The sequence below is a fragment of the Streptomyces sp. NPDC053367 genome (assembly GCF_044545925.1).
Taxonomy (GTDB): Bacteria; Actinomycetota; Actinomycetes; order Streptomycetales; family Streptomycetaceae; genus Streptomyces.
Genome location: NZ_JBITYN010000003.1, coordinates 104,675 through 128,484, shown reverse-complemented (window position 1 = coordinate 128,484; position 23,810 = coordinate 104,675). Strand labels below are relative to the sequence as shown.

Annotated in this window: 19 protein-coding genes, 2 tRNA genes and 1 pseudogene; 10 read left to right on the top strand and 12 right to left on the bottom strand. The window is 73.2% G+C overall.

What is annotated here, in order from left to right:
* Positions 1–3: 3 nt before the first annotated feature.
* The gene (locus ACIGXJ_RS10220; RefSeq protein WP_399642907.1) at positions 4–4,386 is read right to left on the bottom strand and encodes a PAS domain-containing protein; all 4,383 of its coding nucleotides are present in this window, start codon (positions 4,384–4,386) and stop codon (positions 4–6) included.
* Positions 4,387–4,909: 523 nt separating this feature from the next.
* Positions 4,910–5,371 carry an SSI family serine proteinase inhibitor gene (locus ACIGXJ_RS10215; RefSeq protein ID WP_399642906.1) on the bottom strand — a complete coding sequence of 154 codons (462 nt, stop codon included), beginning with the start codon at positions 5,369–5,371 and terminating at the stop codon, positions 4,910–4,912.
* Positions 5,372–5,575: 204 nt separating this feature from the next.
* Between ACIGXJ_RS10215 and ACIGXJ_RS10210 the strand changes: the two genes are divergently transcribed.
* A tRNA-Ser gene (locus ACIGXJ_RS10210) sits at positions 5,576–5,666 on the top strand.
* Between the two features lie 182 nt (positions 5,667–5,848).
* Here the strand turns inward: ACIGXJ_RS10210 and ACIGXJ_RS10205 are convergent.
* Complete coding sequence (locus ACIGXJ_RS10205; RefSeq protein ID WP_399642905.1) at positions 5,849–6,259, bottom strand: peptidase inhibitor family I36 protein; 411 nt, start codon at positions 6,257–6,259, stop codon at positions 5,849–5,851.
* Positions 6,260–6,340: 81 nt separating this feature from the next.
* The gene (locus ACIGXJ_RS10200) at positions 6,341–7,333 is read right to left on the bottom strand and encodes a hypothetical protein (protein WP_399642904.1); all 993 of its coding nucleotides are present in this window, start codon (positions 7,331–7,333) and stop codon (positions 6,341–6,343) included.
* A 249-nt stretch (positions 7,334–7,582) separates the two neighbouring features.
* Between ACIGXJ_RS10200 and ACIGXJ_RS10195 the strand changes: the two genes are divergently transcribed.
* From ACIGXJ_RS10195 to ACIGXJ_RS10160, 8 genes and pseudogenes are all read left to right on the top strand, one after another.
* A tRNA-Arg gene (locus ACIGXJ_RS10195) sits at positions 7,583–7,655 on the top strand.
* A 159-nt stretch (positions 7,656–7,814) separates the two neighbouring features.
* Positions 7,815–8,690, top strand: coding sequence for a DUF2797 domain-containing protein (locus ACIGXJ_RS10190; protein WP_399642903.1), 876 nt, complete (start codon positions 7,815–7,817; stop codon positions 8,688–8,690).
* Between the two features lie 131 nt (positions 8,691–8,821).
* Positions 8,822–9,202 (top strand): antibiotic biosynthesis monooxygenase family protein, encoded by a 381-nt coding sequence (locus tag ACIGXJ_RS10185; protein WP_399642902.1) that lies wholly within the window; start codon positions 8,822–8,824, stop codon positions 9,200–9,202.
* A gap of 85 nt (positions 9,203–9,287) precedes the next feature.
* Positions 9,288–10,028 (top strand): response regulator transcription factor, encoded by a 741-nt coding sequence (locus ACIGXJ_RS10180; RefSeq protein ID WP_399642901.1) that lies wholly within the window; start codon positions 9,288–9,290, stop codon positions 10,026–10,028.
* Positions 10,025–11,638, top strand: coding sequence for an ATP-binding protein (locus ACIGXJ_RS10175; RefSeq protein ID WP_399642900.1), 1,614 nt, complete (start codon positions 10,025–10,027; stop codon positions 11,636–11,638). The genes ACIGXJ_RS10180 and ACIGXJ_RS10175 overlap by 4 nt, the downstream gene beginning before the upstream one ends.
* Before the next feature lie 14 nt (positions 11,639–11,652).
* Positions 11,653–12,888: pseudogene (locus ACIGXJ_RS10170) on the top strand (glycosyltransferase); the annotation flags it as partial.
* A gap of 32 nt (positions 12,889–12,920) precedes the next feature.
* The gene (locus ACIGXJ_RS10165; protein ID WP_399642899.1) at positions 12,921–15,104 is read left to right on the top strand and encodes an ArnT family glycosyltransferase; all 2,184 of its coding nucleotides are present in this window, start codon (positions 12,921–12,923) and stop codon (positions 15,102–15,104) included.
* Between the two features lie 66 nt (positions 15,105–15,170).
* A complete protein-coding gene (locus ACIGXJ_RS10160; protein ID WP_399642898.1) occupies positions 15,171–15,929 on the top strand; it encodes a TetR/AcrR family transcriptional regulator in 759 nt (252 codons plus the stop codon).
* Positions 15,930–15,974: 45 nt separating this feature from the next.
* Here ACIGXJ_RS10160 and ACIGXJ_RS10155 read toward each other — a convergent pair whose 3' ends face one another.
* The 3 genes from ACIGXJ_RS10155 to ACIGXJ_RS10145 all read right to left on the bottom strand — a co-directional run bounded on the left by ACIGXJ_RS10155 (position 15,975) and on the right by ACIGXJ_RS10145 (position 19,885).
* Positions 15,975–16,796 (bottom strand): YceI family protein, encoded by an 822-nt coding sequence (locus tag ACIGXJ_RS10155; RefSeq protein WP_399642897.1) that lies wholly within the window; start codon positions 16,794–16,796, stop codon positions 15,975–15,977.
* Positions 16,797–16,893: 97 nt separating this feature from the next.
* The gene (locus ACIGXJ_RS10150) at positions 16,894–19,383 is read right to left on the bottom strand and encodes an MFS transporter (RefSeq protein ID WP_399642896.1); all 2,490 of its coding nucleotides are present in this window, start codon (positions 19,381–19,383) and stop codon (positions 16,894–16,896) included.
* A gap of 13 nt (positions 19,384–19,396) precedes the next feature.
* A complete protein-coding gene (locus ACIGXJ_RS10145) occupies positions 19,397–19,885 on the bottom strand; it encodes a MarR family winged helix-turn-helix transcriptional regulator (protein WP_399642895.1) in 489 nt (162 codons plus the stop codon).
* A gap of 276 nt (positions 19,886–20,161) precedes the next feature.
* On the opposite strand from ACIGXJ_RS10145, the gene ACIGXJ_RS10140 reads away from it, so the two are divergent.
* A complete protein-coding gene (locus ACIGXJ_RS10140; protein ID WP_399642894.1) occupies positions 20,162–20,356 on the top strand; it encodes a hypothetical protein in 195 nt (64 codons plus the stop codon).
* Between the two features lie 34 nt (positions 20,357–20,390).
* Here the strand turns inward: ACIGXJ_RS10140 and ACIGXJ_RS10135 are convergent, their stop codons facing one another.
* The 5 genes from ACIGXJ_RS10135 to ACIGXJ_RS10115 form a co-directional block, all read right to left on the bottom strand.
* Positions 20,391–20,657 carry a hypothetical protein gene (locus ACIGXJ_RS10135; protein WP_399642893.1) on the bottom strand — a complete coding sequence of 89 codons (267 nt, stop codon included), beginning with the start codon at positions 20,655–20,657 and terminating at the stop codon, positions 20,391–20,393.
* 177 nt (positions 20,658–20,834) lie between these two features.
* A complete protein-coding gene (locus tag ACIGXJ_RS10130; protein WP_399642892.1) occupies positions 20,835–21,746 on the bottom strand; it encodes an RNA polymerase sigma factor SigF in 912 nt (303 codons plus the stop codon).
* A 313-nt stretch (positions 21,747–22,059) separates the two neighbouring features.
* Positions 22,060–22,923, bottom strand: a complete 864-nt coding sequence (locus ACIGXJ_RS10125) for an RNA polymerase sigma factor SigF (RefSeq protein WP_399642891.1) — start codon at positions 22,921–22,923, stop codon at positions 22,060–22,062.
* A gap of 153 nt (positions 22,924–23,076) precedes the next feature.
* A complete protein-coding gene (locus tag ACIGXJ_RS10120) occupies positions 23,077–23,370 on the bottom strand; it encodes a Dabb family protein (protein ID WP_399642890.1) in 294 nt (97 codons plus the stop codon).
* The gene (locus ACIGXJ_RS10115) at positions 23,367–23,546 is read right to left on the bottom strand and encodes a hypothetical protein (protein ID WP_399642889.1); all 180 of its coding nucleotides are present in this window, start codon (positions 23,544–23,546) and stop codon (positions 23,367–23,369) included. Before ACIGXJ_RS10115 ends, ACIGXJ_RS10120 begins: the two co-directional genes overlap by 4 nt.
* Positions 23,547–23,810: the final 264 nt, after the last annotated feature.

Here is a 23,810-nt window from a genome sequence, read left to right as displayed (position 1 = left end):
CGGTCAGTTCGTCCCGATGCGGGCCAGCAGGTCCACGATCCTCGCCTGCACCTCACCGCTGGTGGAGCGCTCGGCGAGGAACAGCACCGTCTCCCCCGACGCCAGCCGCGGCAGGTCCGCCGGGTCGACGGCCGCCGTGTAGACGACCAGCGGGGTGCGGTTGAGCTGCCCGTTCGCGCGCAGCCAGTCCACGATCCCGGCCTGGTGGCGGTGCACCTGCATCAGGTCCATCACCACGAGGTTCGGCCGGAACTGCCCCGCCAGCGCCACCGCGTCAGCGTCGCTCGCGGCCCGCGCCACCTGCATCCCGCGCCGCTCCAGCGTCGCCGTCAGCGCCAGCGCGATCTCCGCGTGCTCCTCGATGAGGAGGACCCGCGGCGGGTGCTGCTCGCTGTCGCGCGGCGCCAGCGCCTTCAGCAGGACCGCCGGATCGGCGCCGTACGCCGCCTCCCGCGTCGCCTGCCCGAGGCCGGCCGTCACCATGACCGGCACCTCGGCGGCGACGGCCGCCTGCCGCAGCGACTGCAGCGCCGTCCGGGTGATCGGCCCGGTCAGCGGGTCGACGAACAGCGCGGCCGGGAACGCCGCTATCTGCGCGTCCACCTCCTCGCGCGAGTGCACGATGACCGGCCGGTAGCCGCGGTCGCTCAGCGCCTGCTGCGTGCTGACGTCCGGCGCCGGCCACACCAGCAGCCGCCGCGGGTTGTCCAGCGGCTCCGGCGGCAGCTCGTCGTCCAGCGGCTGCGGCCGCGGGGTGTCCGCGACCTCCACCGCGCCGCCCGGCCCGTCCAGCGGCTCGGGCCCCTCGGCGGCGTTCTCGTCCGGAGCGCCTATGGCGTACGACCGCCCCGCCCCCTCGGACGCGTTCGCCCCGGGCAACGGCTGCCCGCCAGGCGCCTGCGCCCCCTGCGGATGCGGCCGCGCCGACGGCTCGGACCGCACGGACTGCTCGGGCCGTACGTTCTCCTGCCGCACGACGGTGGGGTCCGGGGGCGTGCCCAGCTTGCGGCGCCGTCCGGAGCCGCCCGGCTGGTGGGGGGCGGGAGTGGCGGTCGGCAGCGGCTGGGCCTGCTGCACCTGCTCGGCCTGCCGGGTGAACGGCACGCCCTGGCCCAGCGTGCGCACGCTTATGGCACGGCCCTGCGTCGAGTTCGGGTCCACCGGGGCGGACGCCTCGGCCGGCAGCGGCAGGGGCTGCGCGGCGGGGGCGCCCGGAGGCCAGGTGGTGGGGGTGGGGGTGCCCGTGGCGGGCGTGCCGGGGGTCTCCCGGGCGGGAGGCAGCGGCGCGGCCGGGGTGGGCGTGCCCGCCGCCGGGGTGGCGGGTGCCTCCGCGGGAAGGGGGGCGGCGGCCGGGAGGGGCTGGGCCTGGGCCGGGACCGTCCGGGCCGGGGCCGGCTGGACGCCGTGGCCGTGGGTGCCCTGGATGCCCTGGGCGGGCAGGGGCTGGGCCGGTGCCAGGGGAGTGCCGTGGCCGTGGGTGCCGTGCGGGGCATGGGTGCCCTGCGGCGGTGTCGGCGTGCCGGGCGCCGCCGGTGCCGCAGGGACGCCCTGGCCGTGGGTGGCCTGGGCCGGGACGCCGGCCTGGCCCGTCATGGTGTCCGGCTGCTGCACCGGGACGCCCTGGGCGGGTGTGCCCGCGCCCTCGACGGGGGGCTGGGCCACCGCGCGGCGGCGGCGTCCGGTGGGCTGGGTCGTGGGGTGCGGCTGCGGCGGGGTGTGGTCGGCGGACTGGGCGTGCGGGACCGCGTCGTGCCGTCCGGCGTGGTCGTCGGAGGGGACGGCACCGGGGAGGCCCTGCGCGGGGACGGGGGCAGGGGCGGGTGTCTGGCCGGGGAGGGGGACCGCGGCAGGGCCATGACCCTGAGCCGGGACCTGAGCCGGTGCCGGAGCCGCCCCGGGTGCGGGTGCGGGTGCGGGCAGGGGCTGCCCGCCATGCCCGTCGGTGTCCTCGGCCGGCCGCTCGGCGGCCGGGCCCGGGTCCGCCCCCGTGTCCACCGGCGGCAGCGCGAACACCGTCCGCGGCGCCGCCTCCTGCGCGTTCGCCCGCTCCTGCGCGGCCGCGAGGGCGCGCCGACGGCGTCCGGTGGGCTGCGGTCCGGCGGCGAGTTCCAGGGCCGCGGACTCGGCAGGCTCGGCGGAGGGCGCCGAGGGCAGGGCGGGCGGCAGCGCGTTCTGGTCGGCTGCGCGACGGGCCCGCCGTCCGGTGGGTGCGGGCATCCCCTGCGGCGGCACGGTGCCGCCCAGCCCGGTCCCCACGGCCGCGGTGCCCGCGGCATGCTCGTCGGCGGTGACGACGGACCCCTCGGCGACACCGTTCACCGCCTCGGCGGCCTGCGGCAGGGCCACCCCGGCCCCCACGGTCCCGTCGGCCGGGTCGCCGCCCGCGGGCTCCGCCGGACGCCCGCGCCGCCGCCCGGTACCGCTGCCGCCCGGGGCCTCGGCGGCCTCCGGTGCGGCGGGCACCTGCGCCTGCGGCACGTCCTCCGCGGCGGCGGCCGCGCGCCTGCGGCGCCGCCCGGTCGGGACGCCCGACTCGGCGTCGACGCCGTCGGCCACGCCGGGCACCTCGCCGGGGGCCTGACCCGGCGCCTCGCCGTGGATCTCGCCGTCCAGGAACGCGTCGGTGGAGCCGCGCCGGGCCCGGCGCCGCCCGCCCGAGGTCTGTCCCGCCTCCGCGGGAGCCTCCAGGGCGGGGAGCCGCGCCGCCTCGGCGGCGACCGCGCCCGCGCCGCTGCCGATCGGCACTTCGAGGACGTAGGCGTTGCCGCTCATCCCCGGCACCTCGTGCGTCTGCAGGACGCCGCCGTGCGCCCGCACGATCCCGCGGACGATCGGCTCGTGCACCGGGTCTCCCCCGGCGTACGGTCCGCGCACCTCGATGCGGACGACCTCGCCGCGCTGGGCGGCCGCCACGACGACGGTGTTGTCCATGTAGCCGCCCGCGGACACGGGCGCGTTGCCGGTGGCGTCCACGCCCGCGACATCGGCGACCAGGTGGGCCAGCGCGGTGGCGAGCAGGGCCGGCTCCACCTCCGCCTCGATGGGCGGCGCGTGCACGGCGAACTGCACCCGGCCGGGCCCGATCAGCTCCACGGCCCCGTCGACACCGGCCGCGACGACCGAGTCGAGCATCACCTTCGTACGGGCGATCTGGCCGTCGCCCGCGTCGAGGCGCTGGTAGCCGAGGACGTTGTCGATGAGGGTGGTGATGCGGGAGTAGCCCGCCGAGAGGTGGTGCAGGACCTGGTTGGCCTCGGGCCACAGCTGTCCGGCGTCGTCGGCGGCGAGCGCGGCCAGCTCGCGGCGCAGCTCGTCCAGCGGCCCGCGCAGGGAGCCGCCGAGCAGCGTCAGCAACTGCTCGTGCCGGGCGGCCAGCGCCTCGTAGCGGTCCTTCTCGCGCTCGGCGAGGGCGGCGTACCGGTCCTCGCCGGCCGCCAGCTCCTCGGCGTGCCCCTCGCGCAGCTCCTCCAGCTCGGCGACGTGCTGCTGGCGCAGCGCGGTGAGGTCGGCGGCGTGCTCCTCGGAGAGGCGCTCCAGCTCCTCGGCGTGGGCGGCCTCGACGGCGGCCTTCTCCTCGGCGAGGGCGTCGTAGGGCCGCCGGTCGGTGAAGGTCATGACGGCGCCGACGAGCTGGTCGCCGTCGCGCACGGGCGCGGTGGTGAGGTCGACCGAGACCTTGTCCCCGGCCTTGGACCACAACACCTGCCCGCGCACCCGGTGCTTGCGCCCGGAGCGCAGGGTGTCGGCGAGCGGCGACTCGTCGTACGGGAACGGGGAGCCGTCGGCGCGCGAGTGCAGGACGAGGGTGTGCAGCTCCTTGCCGCCGAGGTCGCTGGCCCGGTAGCCCAGGGTCTGCGCGGCGGCCGGGTTGACCAGGACGATCCGCCCGTCGGTGTCGGTGCCGACCACGCCCTCGGAGGCGGCCCGCAGGATCATCTCGGTCTGCCGCTGCGAGCGGGCCAGCTCGGCCTCGGTGTCGATGGTGCCGGTGAGGTCGCGCACCACGAGCATCAGCAGCTCGTCGGCGGCGTAGCCGTAACCGTCGTACGCCTGCTGGCCGTTCTCCAGATTCGCGCTGGTGACCTCGACCGGGAACTCGGAGCCGTCGGTGCGGCGCGCGATCATCCGGGTGGGCCGGGTGCGGGCGCGCGGGTCGACGTGGTCCGGGCGGCGCATGGAGCCGGGGATCAGCTTGGAGTCGAACTCGGGCAGCAGATCGAGCAGCCCGCGCCCGACGAGTGCCGTGCCGGGCGCCTCGAACGCCTCCAGCGCGATGGCGTTGGCGTTGACGACGGTGCCGTTGGCGTTGACCAGGACCAACGCGTCGGGCAGGGCGTCGAGTATGGCTGCGAGGCGAGCAGCGCCTCGGGGTGGCCTGCTGCTCACGAGACGCTTCCCTCCTGTTACCGCACCTTGCCGACCGCTCGGGCCATCTTGCCAACCGGCCCGCGGGGTGTCACGCGAGGGAGTCTAAGGGCTGTCGTTGCGCTCGCGACGCCCGATACGGGAGACGTGCCACGACCCGGGGACACGCGGCTACGAGACCCGCACCGGCCGGGCGCGAGACCCGCACGGGGCCTTCACGGACGCCCGCACGCGCGTGTGCCCAGGTCACCTCGCCCGGCGGGCGGCCTTGCCCAGCCGCCGGTCTCGCCCGGCCGGTGGTCTCGGTCGGTCATCGGTCTCGGTCAACTGTCCGTCTCGGTCGGCCGGTGGTTTCGGTCAGCTGCCGGTCTCGGTCGGCCGGTGGTTTCGGTCAGCTGCCGGTCTCGGTCGGCCGGTGGTTTCGGTCAGCTGCCGGTCTCGGTCGGCCGGTGGTTTAGGTCAGCTGCCGGTCTCGGTCGGCCGGTAGCTCCATTCAGCTGATGGCTCTGTCCAGCTGATGGCTCTGTTCAGCCGATGGCTCTGCTCATCCGGTGGCCGCGGGCAGGAGCGGCACGAACCGGTTCCAGCGCTCGATCTCGCAGCCGTCGCCGCGGTCGAACCGCGCGTCGACGGGCCGCCCGGCCCACACGCCCGTCACATGGGCGGTGGCGGGCCCGCCGTACTGCATCGTGCAGACGCTGCCGCCGGGCACCGGCGCGAACGGGTCCCCGCCCCACCGGGTGTTCCGCCCCAGGGCGCGGCAGGCCCCGGCCGGATCGCGGTGACTGCCGCCGCTGGGATGGCAGGTGACCTCGTACGTCCCGTCGGCCCCACCGCCCGCGTCCCGCACGGTGACGGTGAGCCGGTCACCCTCCAGCGCGGGCGGTGCCGCCGGGGAGGGCGCGGCGGAGGCGAGGGACGGTGAACCGAGGACGGCGACCGAGACGAGGACGGCCCGGCCGAGGATCCGGCAGGAGCGCTGGGCGGGGCGGGAGAGGTGCGACATGCCCTGCCCAACGGGGCCGGGGCCCCGGACGTTGCGCCTGATGGCCCCGGACATCTCCGCGGTCCGGGAGGGGCGCGCGCCGGTGCGGAAGCCCTTTGCCCTGCGGCCCGCCTGCCTAGTACCGTGGGAGCCGATTGGTGGCACGCCGCTCGACTGTGTCATCATCTGCACGCACCCTCCGCGCTCGCGCGGGCGGGTTGTGCTGGAGGCGTCGCCTAGTCCGGTCTATGGCGCCGCACTGCTAATGCGGTTTGGGTTTTAAAGCCCATCGAGGGTTCAAATCCCTCCGCCTCCGCTCCTGCTCGGGGAGTTCGGCTGATATCCGATATCGGCTGGACTCCCCGGGCTTTTTGCGTTTCCCGGCCGTCTCCTGGCCGTTTCCCGGCCGTCTCCGTTTCCCGGCCGTCTCCCGGCCGGGAAAGGGGCGGACCCGCCGAGCGGCACGCGTCGGCGGGTCCGGGGAGGAACGATCGGTGATCAGCCGGTGGGGCGGGCGGAGCTGATCGCGTTCTTGAAGGTGGAGGAGGCGTTGCCCGCGTAGCCGGCGGGGATGTAGCCGACCGTGCCCGAGTAGTCCGAGCCGGTGTAGACGGACCACTGGCTGACGTCCATGTTGTGGTACGACGCCGCGTTGTTGTTCACGCTCTGGCCGGAGCCGGCGCAGGAGCCCTTGAAGACGTCGCCGCTGAAGTTGGAGTCCGGGTAGAAGATGTCGAAGACGCAGCCGCCCTGGTCGGAGTTGTAGTAGAAGCCCATCTCGTACTGGGTGAGCAGGCCGTTCTTCTCGGTGAGGGCCGAGGCGGGGCCGGCGGTCAGCACGGTCATGCCGACGGCGGCGGCGACCGAGCCGAGGGTGAGACCTATACGGGAGCCGGTGGTGCTGAACATGGGTAACCCCTTCTTCATGAACGCGTCATATCTGACGGCGTCCTGTGTGGTGGTGCGGTGCGGTGTTTCCGTACGCGCCGGTCAGCGGGTCAGGGCGGCCGCTCGCTTCAAGCGGTCCTCCTGCTGCTTCCCGGCGAGTTCGAGGGTCGCGGCGTGCTCTGCGACCAGCCGCTTCTGGTAGGCGGACTGGACCGTGTACCGGACGCCGACGAGGTTGACCTTCTGCTTGCAGGCGACGTCCGCCTTCGCGGCGGCGATCGCGGCGGGCCCCGAAGGGTCGTCCTGCAGCCCCAGCTGCTGGACGGCCCGCATCGGGTCGGCGGCGTCCTCGTAGCCGGCGGCCTTCATGCAGGCGGCCCACTCGGCGTCGTTGCGCACCACGCGCGCGTCGGCCTCGCTCTGCGCCTTCGCCCGGGCCTTGAGGTTGAAGACGAACATGATGTCGACGGAGTCGGCGGTGGGCGCGTACAGCTTGAGGAAGGACTCGCGGTTGCACCCGCCGACGGGCACGGCCCTTCCGCCGGCCTTCCGGCCGCTGCCGCCCTCCCGCTCGGCCTCCTCCTGGCTCATCGGCATCTCCGCCGGGTCCACCCGCTCCCCGTACAGCGTCAGCCGCCCCTCCTCGGACAGCTCGACGCCCACGGGCGCCCGCCGGTCACCGGCCGCGGCCCCCGGATCGCGATACCCGTACACAGCGGCCTCCCGCGGGTCGACCACGCCGAAGACCCGGGCGTTGGCCGGCCGGGGAGCCCGCGCGTTCCGCTCCGGCGGTACGTAGGTGAAGCCGTACCGCGCCATGCACCGTACGGCGAGCTCGTCCTGCGCCCGCTCCAGCAGCGGCTGGTCGGATGGCCGGCCGTCGTAGGCGTCAAGGGGGAAGACGAGGCGGGCGGTGCCGGACAGGACGGGCACCGCGCCGAGCCGCGGCGGAGCGGCGGAGCCGGGCGCAGCGGCCGAGTTGGCCGGTGCTTCCTCGCCACCCCCACAGGCGCCGGCCGCGAGCAACGCGGCGACGCCGAGCCCCAGCGCGCGGCACAGCTGTACGGACCGGCGGGGCGGACGTGCGGGGGGCATGCGGGTCCTTCGGCGGGAGTGGGGGGTACCGAGCAGTGATCATCTTCGAGCGGAACCCGATCATCTGTCCACTGCTGGACGGCCCGTCCTCCCGCGACCTTCCCCCGCACACCCCCACTTCGGAGTTTTCGCAGGTCAGGCCGGGTGTGCCTAATGGATTTCACATGTCGGCGGCAGTCATGTAATGTTCTTCCTGTCGCCGCGAGCGGGCCGAAAGGGCCGGGAGCGGAGGCGAAAAACTAAAGACAAGCACTCGTAGCTTAACGGATAGAGCATCTGACTACGGATCAGAAGGTTGCAGGTTCGAATCCTGCCGAGTGCACAGTGAACAGAGGCCCCGGATCACTCCGGGGCCTCTGGCGTTGTGGGGCGGAGACCGGCCCGAAGTCGCCCTTGCGGGGCCGCGACTTCGGGTCTTTTCATGCCTGGCGGCTTTCGCCGGCGGGGGCGTTGTCAGTGGTGGGTCCTAGTCTCGTGAGGGATGGGACAGGCGTGGAAGTGCTCGGGGCTGCGGTGGCCGGCGGACGGGCCCGTGCTCGTGTGGGACGGGGGCCGGGCCAGTCCGCTGCGCTGGGGGAGGCGGGTCGCGTTCAAGGTCGCGGAGGGGGGTGTGCGCACGTGTGTGGGAGCCAGGGGACATGCGTGTCCGGTGGGGGCGGTGGTGCCGGGGCGCGGGACCGGTGCGCGGTGCGAGGAGTGCGCGCGGCTGGACCGGGCGCACTCGGTCGCGGCGGACACGATCGCGGACGACCCGAGGCCGTACCACGTGTACGTGGCGTGGTTCGGTCCCGGCCTGGTCAAGGTCGGGATCACCGCGCTGGAGCGGGGCTCGGCGCGGCTGCTGGAGCAGGGGGCCGTGTGCTTCAGCTGGCTCGGCCGGGGACCGCTGATGGCCGCGCGGCGCACCGAGGAGCTGTTGCGGGCCGCGCTGGGGGTGCCGGACCGGATCCCGTACGCCGAGAAGCGTGCCGTACGGGCGTTTCTGCCGGGGACGCCGGCGGAGCGCGCCGCCGAGATCGAAGACCTGCACGGCCGGGCGCGGGCGCTGAGCGGCTGGCCGGAGTCGCTGGCGCGTGAGGCGTTCAGCGCGGTCGACCATCTGGAGGTGTTCGGGCTGCACACCGCGCCGGCCGCCGTCGGGGAGGTGCGCGAGCTGGTCGCGGGCGGCGGGGTGAGCGGTGAGCTGGTGGCCGCCGCCGGGCCCGATCTGCATCTGGCCACCTCGCGCGGGGTGGTCGTGCTCGACACCCGGCTGATGACCGGCTGGGAGCTGATGCCGGCCGCGGCCGGGCCGGACCTCTCCCTGCCGGTGCGGGAGTTCAGGACCGGGCTGCACCAACAGGAGGGACTTTTCTAGGGGTTTTCCAGGGGGGGGCAGGCGGGCCGGGGCCCTGCTGTCGGGGCCGGGGGTAAAGACTTGGATCCCGTACGGATCCCTTTCCGTAAGGGGCGTGGCCCGGGCGGCACCGCCCGGGCATCGTTGCGGGCATGAGCGAGAACGCCGTCGCGCCGGTGCGCGCGCACCAACCCCCTTACTACGCCGTCGTCTTCACCTCCGTACGGACCGGCCGGGACGAGGACGCCTACGCCGAGACCGCCGCACGTCTCGGGGAACTGGTGCGGGACATACCCGGGTTCCTCGGGGAGGACTCGGCCGGTGCTCCCGGTGGGCTGTCGGTCACCGTCGCCTACTTCCGGGACCTGGCCGGGATCGAACGCTGGCGGGCCGACGCGGAGCACCGGGCGGCCAAGCAGAGAGGAAGGGAGAACTGGTACGAGCGGTACACGATCCACATCGCCAAGGTCGAGCACAGCCATTCCTTCGAACGGGCGGCGCAGCCGGCCTCCGTCTCGCGGCTGCCCAGGTGATTCCTGAGAGACCGCTGTGGGTTTCTCAGCGGAATCACAGATTCCCGAAAGGGCGCTCTCAGAGGCCGACGACACTCTGGGGCGTATGACCACGACCTCGCCCCAGGGGCGCACCGAACTGCTGAGGCCGGACGGGAGCCCCGTCCGCGTGCTGGTGGTGGACGACGAGCAGTCGATCACCGAGCTGCTGTCCATGGCCCTGCGCTACGAGGGATGGCAGATCCGCAGCGCGGGGGACGGCCAGGGCGCCGTGCGCACCGCGCGGGAGTTCCGCCCGGACGCCGTCGTCCTGGACATGATGCTGCCCGACATGGACGGCCTGTCCGTCCTCGGCCGGCTGCGCCGGGAGCTGCCGGACGTGCCGGTGCTGTTCCTGACGGCCAAGGACGCGGTCGAGGACCGGATCGCCGGGCTCACGGCCGGCGGCGACGACTACGTCACCAAGCCGTTCTCGCTGGAGGAGGTCGTCGCCCGGCTGCGCGGGCTGATCCGGCGCTCCGGCGCGGCCGACCGCCGCTCGGAGTCCGTGCTGGTCGTCGGCGACCTCACCCTCGACGAGGACAGCCACGAGGTCACCCGGGGCGGGGACAGCATCCACCTGACCGCCACCGAGTTCGAGCTGCTGCGCTTCCTGATGCGCAACCCGCGGCGCGTCCTCAGCAAGGCACAGATCCTCGACCGGGTGTGGTCGTACGACTTCGGCGGGCAGGCCAACGTCGTCGAGCTGTACATCTCCTATCTGCGCCGGAAGATCGACGCCGGACGGCAGCCGATGATCCACACCCGGCGCGGCGCCGGCTATCTGATCAAGCCCGCCGTCTCGTGACCGGACGGCGGCGGACGCGTCCGCGGCGTGCGCGGCGGTTCGGGGCCGGACAGCCGCGCACGCTGCGCACACGGCTCGTCGTCGCGTCGGTGGTGCTGATCGCGGTGGTGTGCGCGGTGATCGGCACGGTGACCACGCTCGCGCTGCGCTCGCACCTGTACGAGCAGCTCGACAAGCAGCTGGACGAGGCCGTGATGCGCGCGGTCGTCGGGCCGCCCGACGGAAAGCCCGGGAGCGCGGGCCGCGGGAGGACCGATCTCGACGACTTCGTCTCCATGGGCCCGCAGCCCAAGGGCACGCTCCTCGCCGAGGTGCGCCACGGCGCGATCACCGACGCCAAGGTCGGCAAGGAGACCGACGACCCGTTCGTCGACGCCGCGGACCTCACCGCCGCGCAGACCGAGGCGCTCAACTCCGTGTCCCAGGACGGCGCCAGGCACACCGTGGACCTGCCGGGCCTGGGCCAGTACCGCGTGCGGTACGACAGCAGCTTCGACGGCGCCCGCAGCTACTACGTGGCCGTGCCGACGAGCGGTGTCACCGGCACCGTCAACACCCTCGTCCTCGTCGAGGTCAGTGTCACCGCGGCCGGGCTGATCGCCGCCTCGCTGGCCGGCACGGTCATCGTCGGAGTGGCCACCCGCCCGCTGCGCCGGGTCGCGGCCACCGCCACCCGCGTCTCCGAACTCCCCCTGCACAGCGGCGAGGTGAACCTCGACGAACGGGTGCCCGAGTCGGAGTGCGACCCGCACACCGAGGTCGGCCGGGTGGGTGCCGCGCTGAACCGGATGCTCGACCACGTCCACGGTGCCCTGCACGCCCGCCAGGAGAGCGAGACACGGGTACGGCAGTTCGTCGCCGACGCCAGCCATGAACTGAGGACCCCGCTGGCCTCCATCCGCGGCTACGCCGAACTGACCCGGCGCGGCCGTGAGCAGGTCGGCCCCGACACCCGGCACGCGCTCGGCCGGATCGAGTCCGAGGCGAGCCGGATGACCCTGCTCGTGGAGGACCTGCTGCTGCTCGCCCGGCTCGACGCGGGCCGGCCGCTGCGGTTCGAGGACACCGACCTCGTGCCGCTCGTCGTCGACACGGTCAGCGACGCGCGGGCCGCGGGAGGCGACCACAACTGGCGCCTGGACCTGCCGGACGAGCCCGCCCCGGTCGCCGCGGACACGGCACGCCTGCACCAGGTGCTGGTCAACCTGCTGGCCAACGCCCGCACCCACACCCCGCCCGGTACGACGGTCACCGCGCGGGTGCGCCGCGCCGGGCCGTGGCTGCGCGTGGACGTCCAGGACGACGGGCCGGGCATCCCGCCCGCGCTGCTCCCGCACGTCTTCGAGCGGTTCGCGCGCGGCGACTCCTCCCGCTCACGGGCCTCCGGTTCGACGGGCCTCGGCCTCGCCATCGTGCAGGCCGTCGTGACCGCGCACGGCGGCGCGGTGACCGTGGACAGCGCCCCCGGACGGACCGTGTTCACCGTCCACCTCCCGGCCGCACCCACGGAGAGGACACAGACCGCCGTGAGCTCGGCCCTCGTGCGGGCGACGGCCCTGGACTCACAGGTGCGGCACAGCCTCACCACACCGGTACGACAGGGGAATTGACGACCGTCGTCGTCATGCGAACCGACTCTTTCCCCGGCACCTTGCCGGCGCGGGAGCACCTCCCGGCCGTGGCAGCCGGTACGCCGGTCCTCGACGTGGTGATCCCCGTGTACAACGAGGAGAAGGACCTCCAGCCGTGTGTGCGGCGGCTGCACGAGCACCTGGCCCGCACCTTCCCCTACCCCTTCCGGATCACCGTCGCGGACAACGCCTCCACCGACGCCACCCCGCAGGTGGCGCAGTGGCTCGCGGCCCGGATGCCCGAGGTGCGGGCGGTACGGCTGGAGCAGAAGGGACGCGGCCGGGCGCTGCGGGCCGTCTGGTCGGCGTCCGAGGCGCCGGTCCTCGCCTATATGGACGTGGACCTGTCCACCGACCTCAACGCCCTGCTGCCGCTGGTCGCGCCGCTGATCTCCGGCCACTCCGACCTGGCGATCGGCACCCGGCTCAGCCGCGGCAGCAGGGTGGTGCGCGGCGCCAAGCGGGAGTTCATCAGCCGCTCGTACAACCTCATCCTGCGCGGCTCGCTCCAGGCCCGCTTCTCCGACGCGCAGTGCGGGTTCAAGGCGATCCGCCGGGACGTGGCGCGCGTGCTGCTGCCGCTGGTGGAGGACACCGGCTGGTTCTTCGACACGGAGATGCTGGTGCTCGCCGAACGCGCGGGCCTGCGGATCCACGAGGTTCCCGTCGACTGGGTCGACGACCCCGACTCCACGGTCCACATCGTGCGGACGGCGACCGACGACCTCAAGGGCGTCTGGCGGGTCGGCAGGGCGCTGGCCACCGGTTCGCTGCCGCTGGACCGGCTCGCCCGGCCCTTCGGCGACGACCCGCGCGACCGCGAGATCGAGGACGTGCCCAAGGGGCTGGCCCGTCAGCTCCTCGGCTTCTGTGCCGTCGGCGGCCTGTCCACCCTCTTCTACCTCCTCCTCTACACCGGCTTCCGCTCCCTCACCGGCTCCCAGACCGCCAACGCCCTCGCGCTGCTGATGTCCGCGGTCGCCAACACGGCCGCCAACCGGCGCCTGACCTTCGGGGTGCGCGGCCGCGGCGGTGCCGTACGCCACCAGGCGCAGGGCCTCGTCGTGTTCGGCATCGGCCTCGCCCTCACCAGCGGCTCCCTCGCCGCCCTGAACGCGGCGGCCACCCACCCCGCGCACTCCACCGAACTCGCCGTCCTGATCGCCGCCAACCTCGCGGCGACCGTGCTGCGCTTCCTGCTCTTCCGGGCGTGGGTCTTCCCCGACCGCCCCACCGACACCCACCACCAGGGGGACCCCCGATGACCGCCCCACTGGCCCAGACCCCCGCCTGGGCCCCGCCCGCCGTGCCCGAGCCGCGTCTCCTGCGACGCCTGTGGCGCGGCCGCCCCGAGGACGACCGCCGGGTGCGCCCGGCGCTCCTCGGCGCGCTGCTGCTGATCGGCGCGCTCTACACCTGGAACCTGACGGCCTCCGGGTACGCCAACTCCTTCTATTCGGCGGCCGTCCAGGCGGGCAGCCAGTCCTGGAAGGCGATGTTCTTCGGCTCGCTGGACGCGGCGAACGCCATCACCGTCGACAAGCCCCCGGCCTCGCTGTGGCCGATGGCCCTGTCGGTGCGGGTGTTCGGCCTGAACTCCTTCGCCGTCCTGTTCCCGCAGGTGCTGATGGCCGTCGCCACGGCGGCCGTCCTCTACGCCGCCGTCCGCCGCCGCTTCACCGCGGCCGCCGGGCTGCTCACCGTGGCGGTGTTCGCGCTGACGCCGGTCGCCGCGCTGATGTTCCGGTTCAACAACCCCGACGCCGCCCTCGCCCTGCTGATGGCGACCGCCGTGTACTGCACCCTGCGCGCGCTGGAGGAGGCGCGGACGAAGTGGCTGCTGTGGGCGGGCGCGGCGATCGGACTCGCCTTCCTGGTCAAGACCCTCCAGGCGTTCCTGATCCTGCCGGTGCTCGCCGCCGTGTACGTCGTCCTCGCCCCTACGACGGTACGCAGGCGGATCGGTCAGGTGCTGCTGGCCGGTCTCACGACGGTCGTGGCCGGCGGCTGGTGGGTGGCGATCGTCGAGCTGTGGCCGGCGTCCTCACGGCCGTACATCGGCGGCTCGCAGAACGACAGCTTCCTGGAGCTCACCTTCGGCTACAACGGCCTCGGCCGGATCAACGGCGACGAGACCGGCAGCGTCGGCGGAGGCGGAGGGGGCGGCGGCCGGGGCGGCGGCTGGGGCGAGACCGGCTGGGACCGTATGTTCGGCTCGAACATCGGCGGCCAGATCTCCTGGCTGATCCCGGCCGCGCTGATCCTGCTGGTGGCCGCGCTGTGGACGACACGGCGGGCCGCGCGCACGGACACCGCCCGGGCCGCGTTCCTCCTCTGGGGCGGCTCGCTGCTGATCACCGCGCTGGTCTTCAGCTATATGCAGGGCATCTTCCACGAGTACTACACGGTGGCCCTCGCCCCCTACATCGCACCCCTGATCGGCATGGGCTCGGCCGTCCTCTGGGAGGAACGCGGCAGGGCGTGGGCCTCGCTGACCCTGGCCGGCGCGATGACGGCGTCGGCGGCCTGGGGGTACGTCCTGCTGAACCGCTCCGCCGGCTACCTGCCCTGGCTGAAGTGGCTGGTCCTCGTCGGCGGGCTGACCGCCGCGCTGGGCCTGGTCCTCGTCGCCAGGCTCGGCCGGACGCTCGCGCGGGGCGTGGTGGGCCTGGGGCTCGTCACCGCCCTCGCGGGTCCGGCGGCGTACACCCTGACCACGCTCGGGGAGGGGCACAGCGGCTCCATCGTGACGGCCGGCCCGGCGGTCGCGGGCGGCCGGGGCGGTCCTGGCGGGGGCGGCATGCCGGGCGGCCGGACACCGACGGGTGCACCGGGCGGCGCCGGCGGCTTCCCCGGCCAGAACCAGCAACAGAACCAGCAACAGAACCAACAGAACGGCCAGGACGGCCAGGGCGGCCAGAACAGCCAGAACAGCCAGACGGGCCCGCCCCCCACCGGCGGCTTCCCCGGCCAGAACGGCGGGACCGCGCCCACCGGCCCCGGCGGCACTCCGGGAGGCACTCCCGGCGGCTCCCGAGGCGAGGCCGGCGGTCCCGGTGGAGGCGTCGGCGGGCTCCTCGGCGGTGCGAACGTCGGCGACGAGGCCAAGAAGCTCCTGGAGACCGACGCGGACGGCTACACCTGGGCCGCCGCCGCCATCGGCGCACAGAACGCCGCGAGCTACCAGCTCGCCACCGGAGAGCCCGTGATGGCGATCGGCGGCTTCAACGGCACGGACCCGTCCCCGACGCTCGCCGAGTTCAAGAAGTACGTGGCGGAAGGAAGGATCCACTACTTCGTCGCGGGAGGCGGCATGGGCGGCGGCAGGGCCGGTGACTCCGGCACGTCGGCCCGGATCTCGGAGTGGGTCCAGGCCAATTTCCAGGAGGTCACGGCCGGTTCGGCCACGTTCTACGACCTCACGCGGGCGGCGAGCGGCAGCTGACGGAAGGACCGGCCCGCGGCCCCCGAGGGGCATACAGTTGGTGGAGTCGAGGAGTTAGGTGCGCCGATGGTGAAGGCTGCCGCAGGGCGGACCAGTGTGTGGCTCGAGGAGAAGGCCCGGCGCGGCAGGCAAGGAGGCGGCGGCGGGCAGCCCTCCGGCCTGGACCGGGGGCGGATCACCGAGGTGGCCGTGGGGCTGCTGGACGCCGGGGGGCTGGCCGGGTTCTCCATGCGGCGGCTGGCCGGCGAGCTGAACGTCACCGCGATGTCCGTCTACTGGTACGTCGACACCAAGGACGACCTCCTCGAACTCGCCCTCGACCGGGTCCACGGCGAGCTGCGCCTGCCCGACCCGGACGGCGGCGAGGACTGGCGGGTCGACCTGCGCGCCCTGGCCACGGAGTACCGCGCGCTGCTGGTGCGCCACCCCTGGGTGTCCCCGCTCGCCGGGCGGTATCTGAACATCGGGCCGAACGCTCTCGCCTTCTCCCGCACGATCCAGCGGGTGATCCGCCGAGCGGGCCTGCCGGCGCGCGGGGTGACCGGCGCGATCTCGGCCGTCTTCCAGTTCGTGTACGGCTACGGCACGATCGAGGGCCACTTCCTCTCGCGGGTCGCCGACGCCGGGATGACCCCGGACCAGTACCACGCCCACGCGATGAGCGCGGTCACCGAGGCACCGGGCACCGGCGAGGCCATCGAGGAGGCGCGCGACATCATGGCGGCCCGTGGCGGGGACACCGTCGCCGAGATGCTCGACCGTGACTTCGACTTCGCCCTCGACCTGCTGGTCGCGGGCATCGAGGTCATGGCCGAGCGCGGCTGACGCGTCCTGATCGGTCACGAGGTTTCCCGCCGGGCGCCTGCGGCCTCAGACCGCCGGGAGGCCCTCGCCCCGGACCGCCTGGATGTCGAGCTCCACCTTCAGGGTCGTGCCGACGGCGGCGATGCCCGCCTGGAGGATCTGGTTGTAGCGCAGGGCGAAGTCGTCGCGGTGCAGCTCGGCCGTCGCGCGGAACGCGGCGCGGGTGCCGCCCCACGGGTCGGCGCCGGTGCCGAGGTGGGCGAGGTCCAGGTCGACGGGGCGTACGACACCGTGCAGGGACAGCTCCCCGTGCACGGTCCAGCGGTCCGGGCCCGCCGGGCTGAGGCCGGTCGAACGGTAGGTGATCTCCGGGTGGTTCTCGACGTCCAGGAAGTCGGCCGAGCGCAGGTGCGTGTCGCGCATGGCGTTGCCGGTGTCGATGGACGCGGCCCGGATGACCGCCTCCACCCGGGACTCGGTGACATCGTCGGGGGCGACCTCGATCGAGGCGGTGAAGTCGGTGAACCGGCCGCGCACCGAGGAGATGCCCAGGTGCCGGGCCACCGCGCCGACCGTGGAGTGCGCCGGGTCCACGGTCCACGGCCCGGGCGGCGGCAGCTCGGACCCGCCCTGCCGGGCCAGCGTCACGGTGCCGACCTCGGCCCGTCCGCTCCCGGTCACCAGGGCGCTCGCGGCGGCGGGCGCGTAGCCGACGGCCGTCACGATCACCGTGTACGCTCCCGGCGCCAGGTCGGTCGTGTCCCGTACGGCGCCCTCCTCGTCCGCCTCCGCCCGCAGCACCTGGGTGCCGCTCATGTCGGTGACGGTGACGACCGCGTGCGACACGGCCCATCCGTCGCGGGTACGGACCTTCGCGGTCAGCCCCATCTCATGTACTCCTCAGGTCGGAAAAGAAGGACCGGCCCGCGGCGGGACGCGCACCTCCGCTCAGAGCGCGCGCCCCGCCACGGGCCGGGGCCGGGAACTACTCGCCGGGGTGGGCGAGTTCGATGTCGTGGCCGTCGGCGCCGGGGCCGGCGACCGTGAGGGACGTGGCCACGGGCGGGTAGCCGGTCGCGATGACCGTGTACTCGCCGCCGTCCAGATCGGTGAAGGCGTACGCCCCGTCCGCGCCGGTCGTCGCGGTGCCGGCCACGTTGCCCGCCGCGTCCAGCAGCGTCACCCGGGCGTCGGCCAGCGGCCCGTGCGGGGCCCGTACGACGCCGGTGATCCGGGCACCCGCCTCCAGCTCGACCTCGACACGGGTGATTCCGGTGCCGCCGACCTCCACGGGCAGGGCACGCGGCCGGAACCCGGCGGCGTTGACCGCCACGGTCACCGTGCCGGGCACCAGCTCGGTGAGGGCGAACTCGCCCTGCTCGCCGGTGGTCGCCGTGGCCAGCAGCTCGCCCCGTACGTCGGTGACGACGACCATGGCGTCGCTGACCGGCCGCGCGTCCTCGGCGGCGCGGACCGTGCCGGTCAGACCGCTGGTGCCGCTGAGGAGGATGTCGTACGCCACCGGGTCGTCGTTCACGACGATCGTGGACGCCTGCGGCTGGTGGCCGTCGGCGGCGGCGATCAGGACGTACGAGCCGGGGCCGGGGGTGTCCACGGTGTAGGAGCCGTCGGACTGGGCGACCGAGCGGCCGAGCTGGCGGCCCGAGAGGGAGATCAGCGTGACGGCGGCGCTCGGGACGGGGGCGCTCTCCGCGCCTCGTACGACGCCGTGCACCGGGACGCCGCCGGACACGGGCTCCTCACCGGTGACGGCGACGGTGGCCGTGGCGGTGGCCGCGGGCCGGGTGGGCGCGGAGGCCGGGGTCCGCGAGGCGTTGGCCGCGGTGGCGGTCTTGGCCTCGGCGACGGTCTCCTCGTTCGCCGCGGCCGCCTGGGCCAGGGCGCCGCTGGTGCGCAGCGGGACCTCCTTGATGAAGAGGGTGACGACGAAGGCGAGGAAGGCGATCGGGGTGACGTAGAGGAAGACGTCGGCGATGCCGTGGCCGTACGCGCCCTCCAGCCAGGTGCGGATCGGGGCGGGCAGCAGGTCCATGTCGGGGATCTGCCCGGAGCCGGCGGCCTTGGCGGCGGCGGCCTGCTCCCGCGGGCCGAGCTGCCCGATGGTGTCCTGCGCGTAGTGCGTGATCCGGGTCGACATCACCGAGCCGAGCGCCGAGACGCCCACCGCGCCGCCGAGGGAGCGGAAGAAGGTGACGACCGAGCTGGCGGCGCCGAGTTCGTGCGGGGCGACCTGGTTCTGGGTGGAGAGGACCAGGTTCTGCATCATCATGCCGACGCCGAGGCCGAGGACCGCCATGAACAGGGCGATCTTCCAGTAGTCGGTGTCGTAGCGCATGGTGCCGAGCAGGCCCAGACCGGCCGTCAGCAGCACACCGCCGCTGACCAGCCAGGCCTTCCACTTGCCGGTCTTGGTGATGATCTGCCCCGAGACCGTCGAGGACACGAACAGGCCGGCGATCATCGGGATCGTCATGACGCCCGACATGGTCGGGGACTTGTCCCGCGCGAGCTGGAAGTACTGGCTGAAGAACACGGTCCCGGCGAACATCGCGATACCGACGAACAGCGAGGCGACGGAGGCCAGCGCGATGGTGCGGTTGCGGAACAGGTGCAGCGGGATGATCGGCTCGGCGGCCCTGGTCTCGACGAACAGGAAGACGAGCGTGAGCAGCAGCGCGCCGCCGACCATCGTGTACGTCTGCCAGGAGAGCCAGTCGTACTTGTCGTCCGCGAAGGTGACCCAGACCAGCAGCAGGCTGACGGCGGCGGTGATGAAGAAGGCGCCGGCCCAGTCGACCTTCACCTTGCGGCGGCTCTCCGGCAGGTGCAGCGTCTTCTGCAGCACGACCAGGGCGATCAGCGCGAAGGGCACACCCACGTACAGGCACCAGCGCCAACCCAGCCAGTCCGTGTCGGTGATGACACCGCCGACCAGCGGGCCGCCGACCGTCGCGACCGCGAACGTCGCGCCGAGGTATCCGGAGTAGCGGCCGCGCTCGCGCGGGGAGATCATCGCGGCCATGATGATCTGCGCCAGCGCGGTCAGACCGCCGGCGCCGAGACCCTGGATGACCCGGGCGCCGATCAGCATGCCGGGGTTCTGGGCGAGACCGGCCACGACCGAGCCGACGATGTAGATGACCAGCGCTATCTGCACCAGCGCCTTCTTGCTCACCAGGTCGGCGAGCTTGCCCCACAGCGGGGTGGAGGCCGTCATCGACAGCAGGGCCGCGGTGACGACCCAGGTGTAGGCGCTCTGGCCGCCGCCGAGGTCCTGGATGATCTCGGGCAGCGCGTTGGAGACGATCGTCGAGGACAGGATGGCGGCGAACATGCCGAGCAGCAGCCCGGAGAGCGCCTCCATGATCTGCCGGTGGGACATCGCCCCGCCGTCGGAGGAGCCTCCCCCGTGCTTGGCGTGGGCCCGCACACCGGTCGGTGTGGTCGTTGCCATGGGCTTCCTTCTCTTACTTCGATTCCGCGGGTGTACGGGTGGTCTGCTGCGGGTCCTCGGCGTACGTCGCCGGCCGGCAGTCGCCGAAGCTGTCGCGCAGGCGGGTCATCAGCCCGATGAGCTGGCCCACCTCGTCGTCGGTCCAGTCGCCGAGGCGGGTGGCCAGCAGACGGGTCGTCCGCCGGGACAGCTCGTCGAGCTGGGCGCGGCCCGCCGGGGTCAGCCGCAGGATCCTGGAGCGCTTGTCCGCCGGGTCGGGGGAGCGCTCGATCCAGCCGCGGGCCGCCAGGTGGGCGACGTGCCTGCTGGTGACCGACATGTCCACCGAGAGCAGCTCGGCGAGCCTGCTCATGCGCATGTCGCCGTTCCTGTCCAGCAGGGTCAGGACGGCCGCCGAGCCCGCCGGGCAGTCGGCGGGCAGGATCCTCGCCAGGCCGCGCTTCACGGCGCCCACGGCGCTGAGCTGGCGGGCGAGTTCCTCGTAGAGCGCCTGCTCGGCCATGGCACCTCCTGGTTCGTTGCTTAGGGCAACCATAAAAACAGATGGTTGACGAAGGCAAATTAAATCGGGCGTCCCGGACATAAAAAGTTGGCAAAGGCAAGTATTGCGGCCGTAAACCGCCAGGTGGGCCTGCCCGCGCCCACCGGGGCGCCTGTCTCCGGCGGCACCGACCCCTCGTGGCGCCCACCGCCCGCACGCCCTGCGGACGCCCGGGAGCCGGTCCGCCCCGCACCCGCCGCTTGGGCCGCGCACGCGGATTCGCTAGGCTCGCGGCCCATGGCCAACACCCAGAACCCGCAGGGCAACTACGACCCCGCAGGCAGCACCCAGATGTTCCGCGCGTTCGTCGACGAGGCTCCCCAGGCCAGTGGCCCGCAGGCCTCCTCCTCCGGCCCGCGGGTCGGTCTGATCGTCGGCGTGGTCGTGGCGATCGCGGTCGTCGCGGCCGTCGCCTGGCTCGCGCTGAAGTAGGGCCGACGGGCGGGCGGCCGACACCGGCCGCCCGTCAGGTCCGTACCACCGAGACGTCCCGCGTCTCGACGCACACCCCGAGCGGCACCCGCCACGCCTCCACGCACGCCTTCCGGGCGGGTTCCGTCCGTGTCCCCGGCGCCGTCGCCATCGGCAGGTCCTGTGCCGGCCTCGCCGTGCTCCGGTCGGCGCCCGGCGTGCCGATGATGTGCGGAGCGAGGGTGGCCGCCCCCGAACGCGCCGCTGTGCCGCCTGCGTCGTGCAGTTCTGCTGTCGCGCTCTCGTACCGCCGCTCCGGCACGGCCTCCCCCGACACCGGCTCGCCCCGGACTCGGACGACGGCCGCCGAGGCGCCCGGCAAGGCGCGTCGGCGGCCGTGTGTCGTGGCTCGTGCCGAGGCCGTCGCGAGAGGTGTCGCGAGCTGGTGGCCGACGGTCCGTCAAAGAGAAAGCAGCGAGGCTTACTCGATCAGACCGCCTCAGTCCGAGATCAGGCCGTCCCTCAGCTGGGCCAGCGTGCGGGTGAGCAGGCGCGAGACGTGCATCTGGGAGATGCCGACCTCCTCGCCGATCTGGGACTGGGTCATGTTGGCGAAGAAGCGGAGCATGATGATCTGCCGCTCGCGGGGCGGGAGTTTGGCCAGGAGCGGCTTGAGGGACTCGCGGTACTCGACGCCCTCCAGGGCCGCGTCCTCGTAGCCGAGGCGGTCGGCCAGGGAGCCTTCGCCGCCGTCGTCCTCGGGGGCGGGGGAGTCCAGCGAGGACGCGGTGTACGCGTTGCCGACGGCGAGCCCGTCGACGACGTCCTCCTCGGACACGCCCAGCACGGAGGCGAGTTCGGCGACCGTCGGGGAGCGGTCCAGCTTCTGGGAGAGCTCGTCGCTGGCCTTGGTCAGGGCGAGCCGCAGCTCCTGGAGCCGGCGCGGCACGCGCACCGACCACGACGTGTCGCGGAAGAAGCGCTTGATCTCACCCACGACCGTCGGCATGGCGAACGTCGGGAACTCCACGCCCCGTTCGCAGTCGAAGCGGTCGATCGCCTTGATCAGCCCGATGGTGCCGACCTGGACGATGTCCTCCATCGGCTCGTTGCGCGAGCGGAAGCGGGCGGCGGCGTAGCGCACGAGCGGGAGGTTCAGCTCGATCAGGGTGTCCCGGACGTACGCGCGTTCGGGGCTGTCCGCGTCGAGTGCGGCGAGCCGCAGGAACAGGGAGCGGGAGAGGGTGCGGGTGTCGATGTCCCCCGAGGTCGGGGGCGCCGGGACGGTGGCGGCCGGGAGGTCCTGGGCCGGCGCGGCCTCCGGAGCCGAGGCGTCGTCGAACGCGGCGTCGGGCGCGGACTCGCTCTTCGTGAGCGTGAGCACCTTCGAGCTGCCCTTGTCTGCGGACATGCCACCCCCTTTGGGTCGCGGACGGTCGCGGCCGGCCCTCATGCCGAGGAGCACAGCCCTCACCTGAATACCGGAGCCGGAGCCACGGCAAACGCGCTTCCGGCAGAATGTCACATGTCGGCAACGCGCTGTAGTGACATGTCGACATGCGAGATGCGAATAGGCCCTGGAAACAGGGGGTGTGACGGTTTTTCAGGGCCTTTTCGACGGCAACTGCGCAGGTGGACGATTCGCTCCCGCAGGTTACCCCTCGCGCGCGTGTTCCAGGCTCTCTCCAGCACTCTTCAAGACGTCCCCGGACGCCGGGGCGCTCTCACGCCTCGATGCGGTTGGCCATCCGCAGCCGCTGGAAGCTGCGTGCGAGCAGCCGGGAGACGTGCATCTGGGAGACGCCGAGTTCGGCGCTGATCTGGGACTGGGTGAGGTTGCTGTAGTAGCGCAGCAGCAGGATGCGCTGTTCGCGTTCGGGGAGCTGGACCAGGAGGTGGCGGACCATGTCCCGGTGCTCCACGCCGTCCAGGGCGGGGTCCTCGTAGCCGAGGCGGTCGAGGAGGCCGGGCAGTCCGTCGCCCTCCTGGGCGGCCTCGAGGGAGGTCGCGTGGTACGAGCGCCCGGCCTCGATGCACGACAGCACCTCCTCCTCGGTGATGCGCAGCCGCTCGGCGATCTCGGCGGTCGTGGGGGTGCGGCCGAAGGCGGTCGTCAGGTCCTCGGTGGCGCTGTTGACCTGCACCCACAGCTCGTGCAGCCGGCGCGGGACGTGGACCGTGCGGACGTTGTCGCGGAAGTAGCGCTTGATCTCGCCGATGACGGTCGGCATGGCGAAGGTCGGGAACTGCACGCCCCGGTCGGGGTCGAAACGGTCGATGGCGTTGATCAGCCCGATGGTGCCGACCTGGACGACGTCCTCCATGGGCTCGTTGCGGGAGCGGAAGCGGGCGGCGGCGTAGCGCACGAGCGGGAGGTTGGCCTCGATCAGCGCCCCGCGCACCCGGTCGTGCTCCGGCGTGCCCGGCTGGAGCTCCTTGAGCTGGGCGAAGAGCACCTGTGTCAGCGCCCTGGTGTCCGCCCCTCGGCTGCGCTGCGGAGCGGCCGGAGCGGGAGCCTCTTCCTGGGGCGGCGCAGTACTGGCCGACACGGTCAACGCCACCTCTTCATCGGTCAACTCATCCGTCAAAAGCGGTCATAGCATCACAAGACATGCCCACTGTGTGCAAGCACCGCATAACCCCGTGTTGAGGTACCAGTTGGGGCATACCGCCCAGAAGGGATGGGTGCCGGACGTGCGAAAGCCCCGCACCCGGACGGTGCGGGGCCTGCCGTGCGGCGGTCAGAACTCGTAGTCGGCGATCACCCACGTGGCGAACTCCCGCCACAGGGCCACGCCCGCCTGGTGCGCGGGGTGCTCGACATAGCGGCGCAGCGCCTCGGCGTCCTCGAAGGCGGAGTTGATCGCGAAGTCGTAGGCGATGGGGCGGTCGCTGAGGTTCCAGCCCAGCTCCCAGTGGCGGAGCTCGGCGATCTCGCCGTCGAGGGCGCGGAAGGCCTTCTCGCCCTCGACGACGCGCGGGTCGTCACGGTCGACGCCCTCGTTGAGCTTGAAGAGGACCAGATGGCGGATCATGAGTTACCTCCGTGGGCGACCCAGGACATGAAGTCGCCGATGGCCTTGGCGGCGTCCGAGATGCCCTCGAACCCTATCTGCACGTAGTCGGCCGCCTTGGCCGGGTCGGTGATGATCAAGTACAGGACGAAGACCACGAGTACATAGACGGCGATCTTCTTCGCGTTCACCGCCACCGCGGCCTCCCCTGTCGCCTGCCCTGGCCTACGAGCTCCTGCGTACCGGCGGCGAGTGTAACTTCACGTCGTATTTGAGGACCAACGGCCTGCCCGTCGAGGGCCGCGCCGCGGGACCCCGCTCCCCGCACGCACGAAGGGCCCCGCCTTGCGACGGGGCCCTTGTTCGAGCGGTAGCGGAGGGATTTGAACCCTCGGTGACTTGCGCCACACTCGCTTTCGAGGTCTGTTCGTGCTGGTCAGGGCATGACCCGGGGCCGTTCA

Coding starts and splice junctions, on each gene's coding strand:
- ACIGXJ_RS10215 (WP_399642906.1), bottom strand. CDS start 5,371: ATGTCGCACCTCTCCCGCCCCGCCCAGCGCTCCTGCCGGATCCTCGGC.
- ACIGXJ_RS10205 (WP_399642905.1), bottom strand. CDS start 6,259: ATGTTCAGCACCACCGGCTCCCGTATAGGTCTCACCCTCGGCTCGGTC.
- ACIGXJ_RS10200 (WP_399642904.1), bottom strand. CDS start 7,333: ATGCCCCCCGCACGTCCGCCCCGCCGGTCCGTACAGCTGTGCCGCGCG.
- ACIGXJ_RS10190 (WP_399642903.1), top strand. CDS start 7,815: ATGGGACAGGCGTGGAAGTGCTCGGGGCTGCGGTGGCCGGCGGACGGG.
- ACIGXJ_RS10185 (WP_399642902.1), top strand. CDS start 8,822: ATGAGCGAGAACGCCGTCGCGCCGGTGCGCGCGCACCAACCCCCTTAC.
- ACIGXJ_RS10180 (WP_399642901.1), top strand. CDS start 9,288: ATGACCACGACCTCGCCCCAGGGGCGCACCGAACTGCTGAGGCCGGAC.
- ACIGXJ_RS10165 (WP_399642899.1), top strand. CDS start 12,921: ATGACCGCCCCACTGGCCCAGACCCCCGCCTGGGCCCCGCCCGCCGTG.
- ACIGXJ_RS10160 (WP_399642898.1), top strand. CDS start 15,171: ATGGTGAAGGCTGCCGCAGGGCGGACCAGTGTGTGGCTCGAGGAGAAG.
- ACIGXJ_RS10155 (WP_399642897.1), bottom strand. CDS start 16,796: ATGGGGCTGACCGCGAAGGTCCGTACCCGCGACGGATGGGCCGTGTCG.
- ACIGXJ_RS10150 (WP_399642896.1), bottom strand. CDS start 19,383: ATGGCAACGACCACACCGACCGGTGTGCGGGCCCACGCCAAGCACGGG.
- ACIGXJ_RS10145 (WP_399642895.1), bottom strand. CDS start 19,885: ATGGCCGAGCAGGCGCTCTACGAGGAACTCGCCCGCCAGCTCAGCGCC.
- ACIGXJ_RS10140 (WP_399642894.1), top strand. CDS start 20,162: ATGGCCAACACCCAGAACCCGCAGGGCAACTACGACCCCGCAGGCAGC.
- ACIGXJ_RS10130 (WP_399642892.1), bottom strand. CDS start 21,746: ATGTCCGCAGACAAGGGCAGCTCGAAGGTGCTCACGCTCACGAAGAGC.
- ACIGXJ_RS10120 (WP_399642890.1), bottom strand. CDS start 23,370: ATGATCCGCCATCTGGTCCTCTTCAAGCTCAACGAGGGCGTCGACCGT.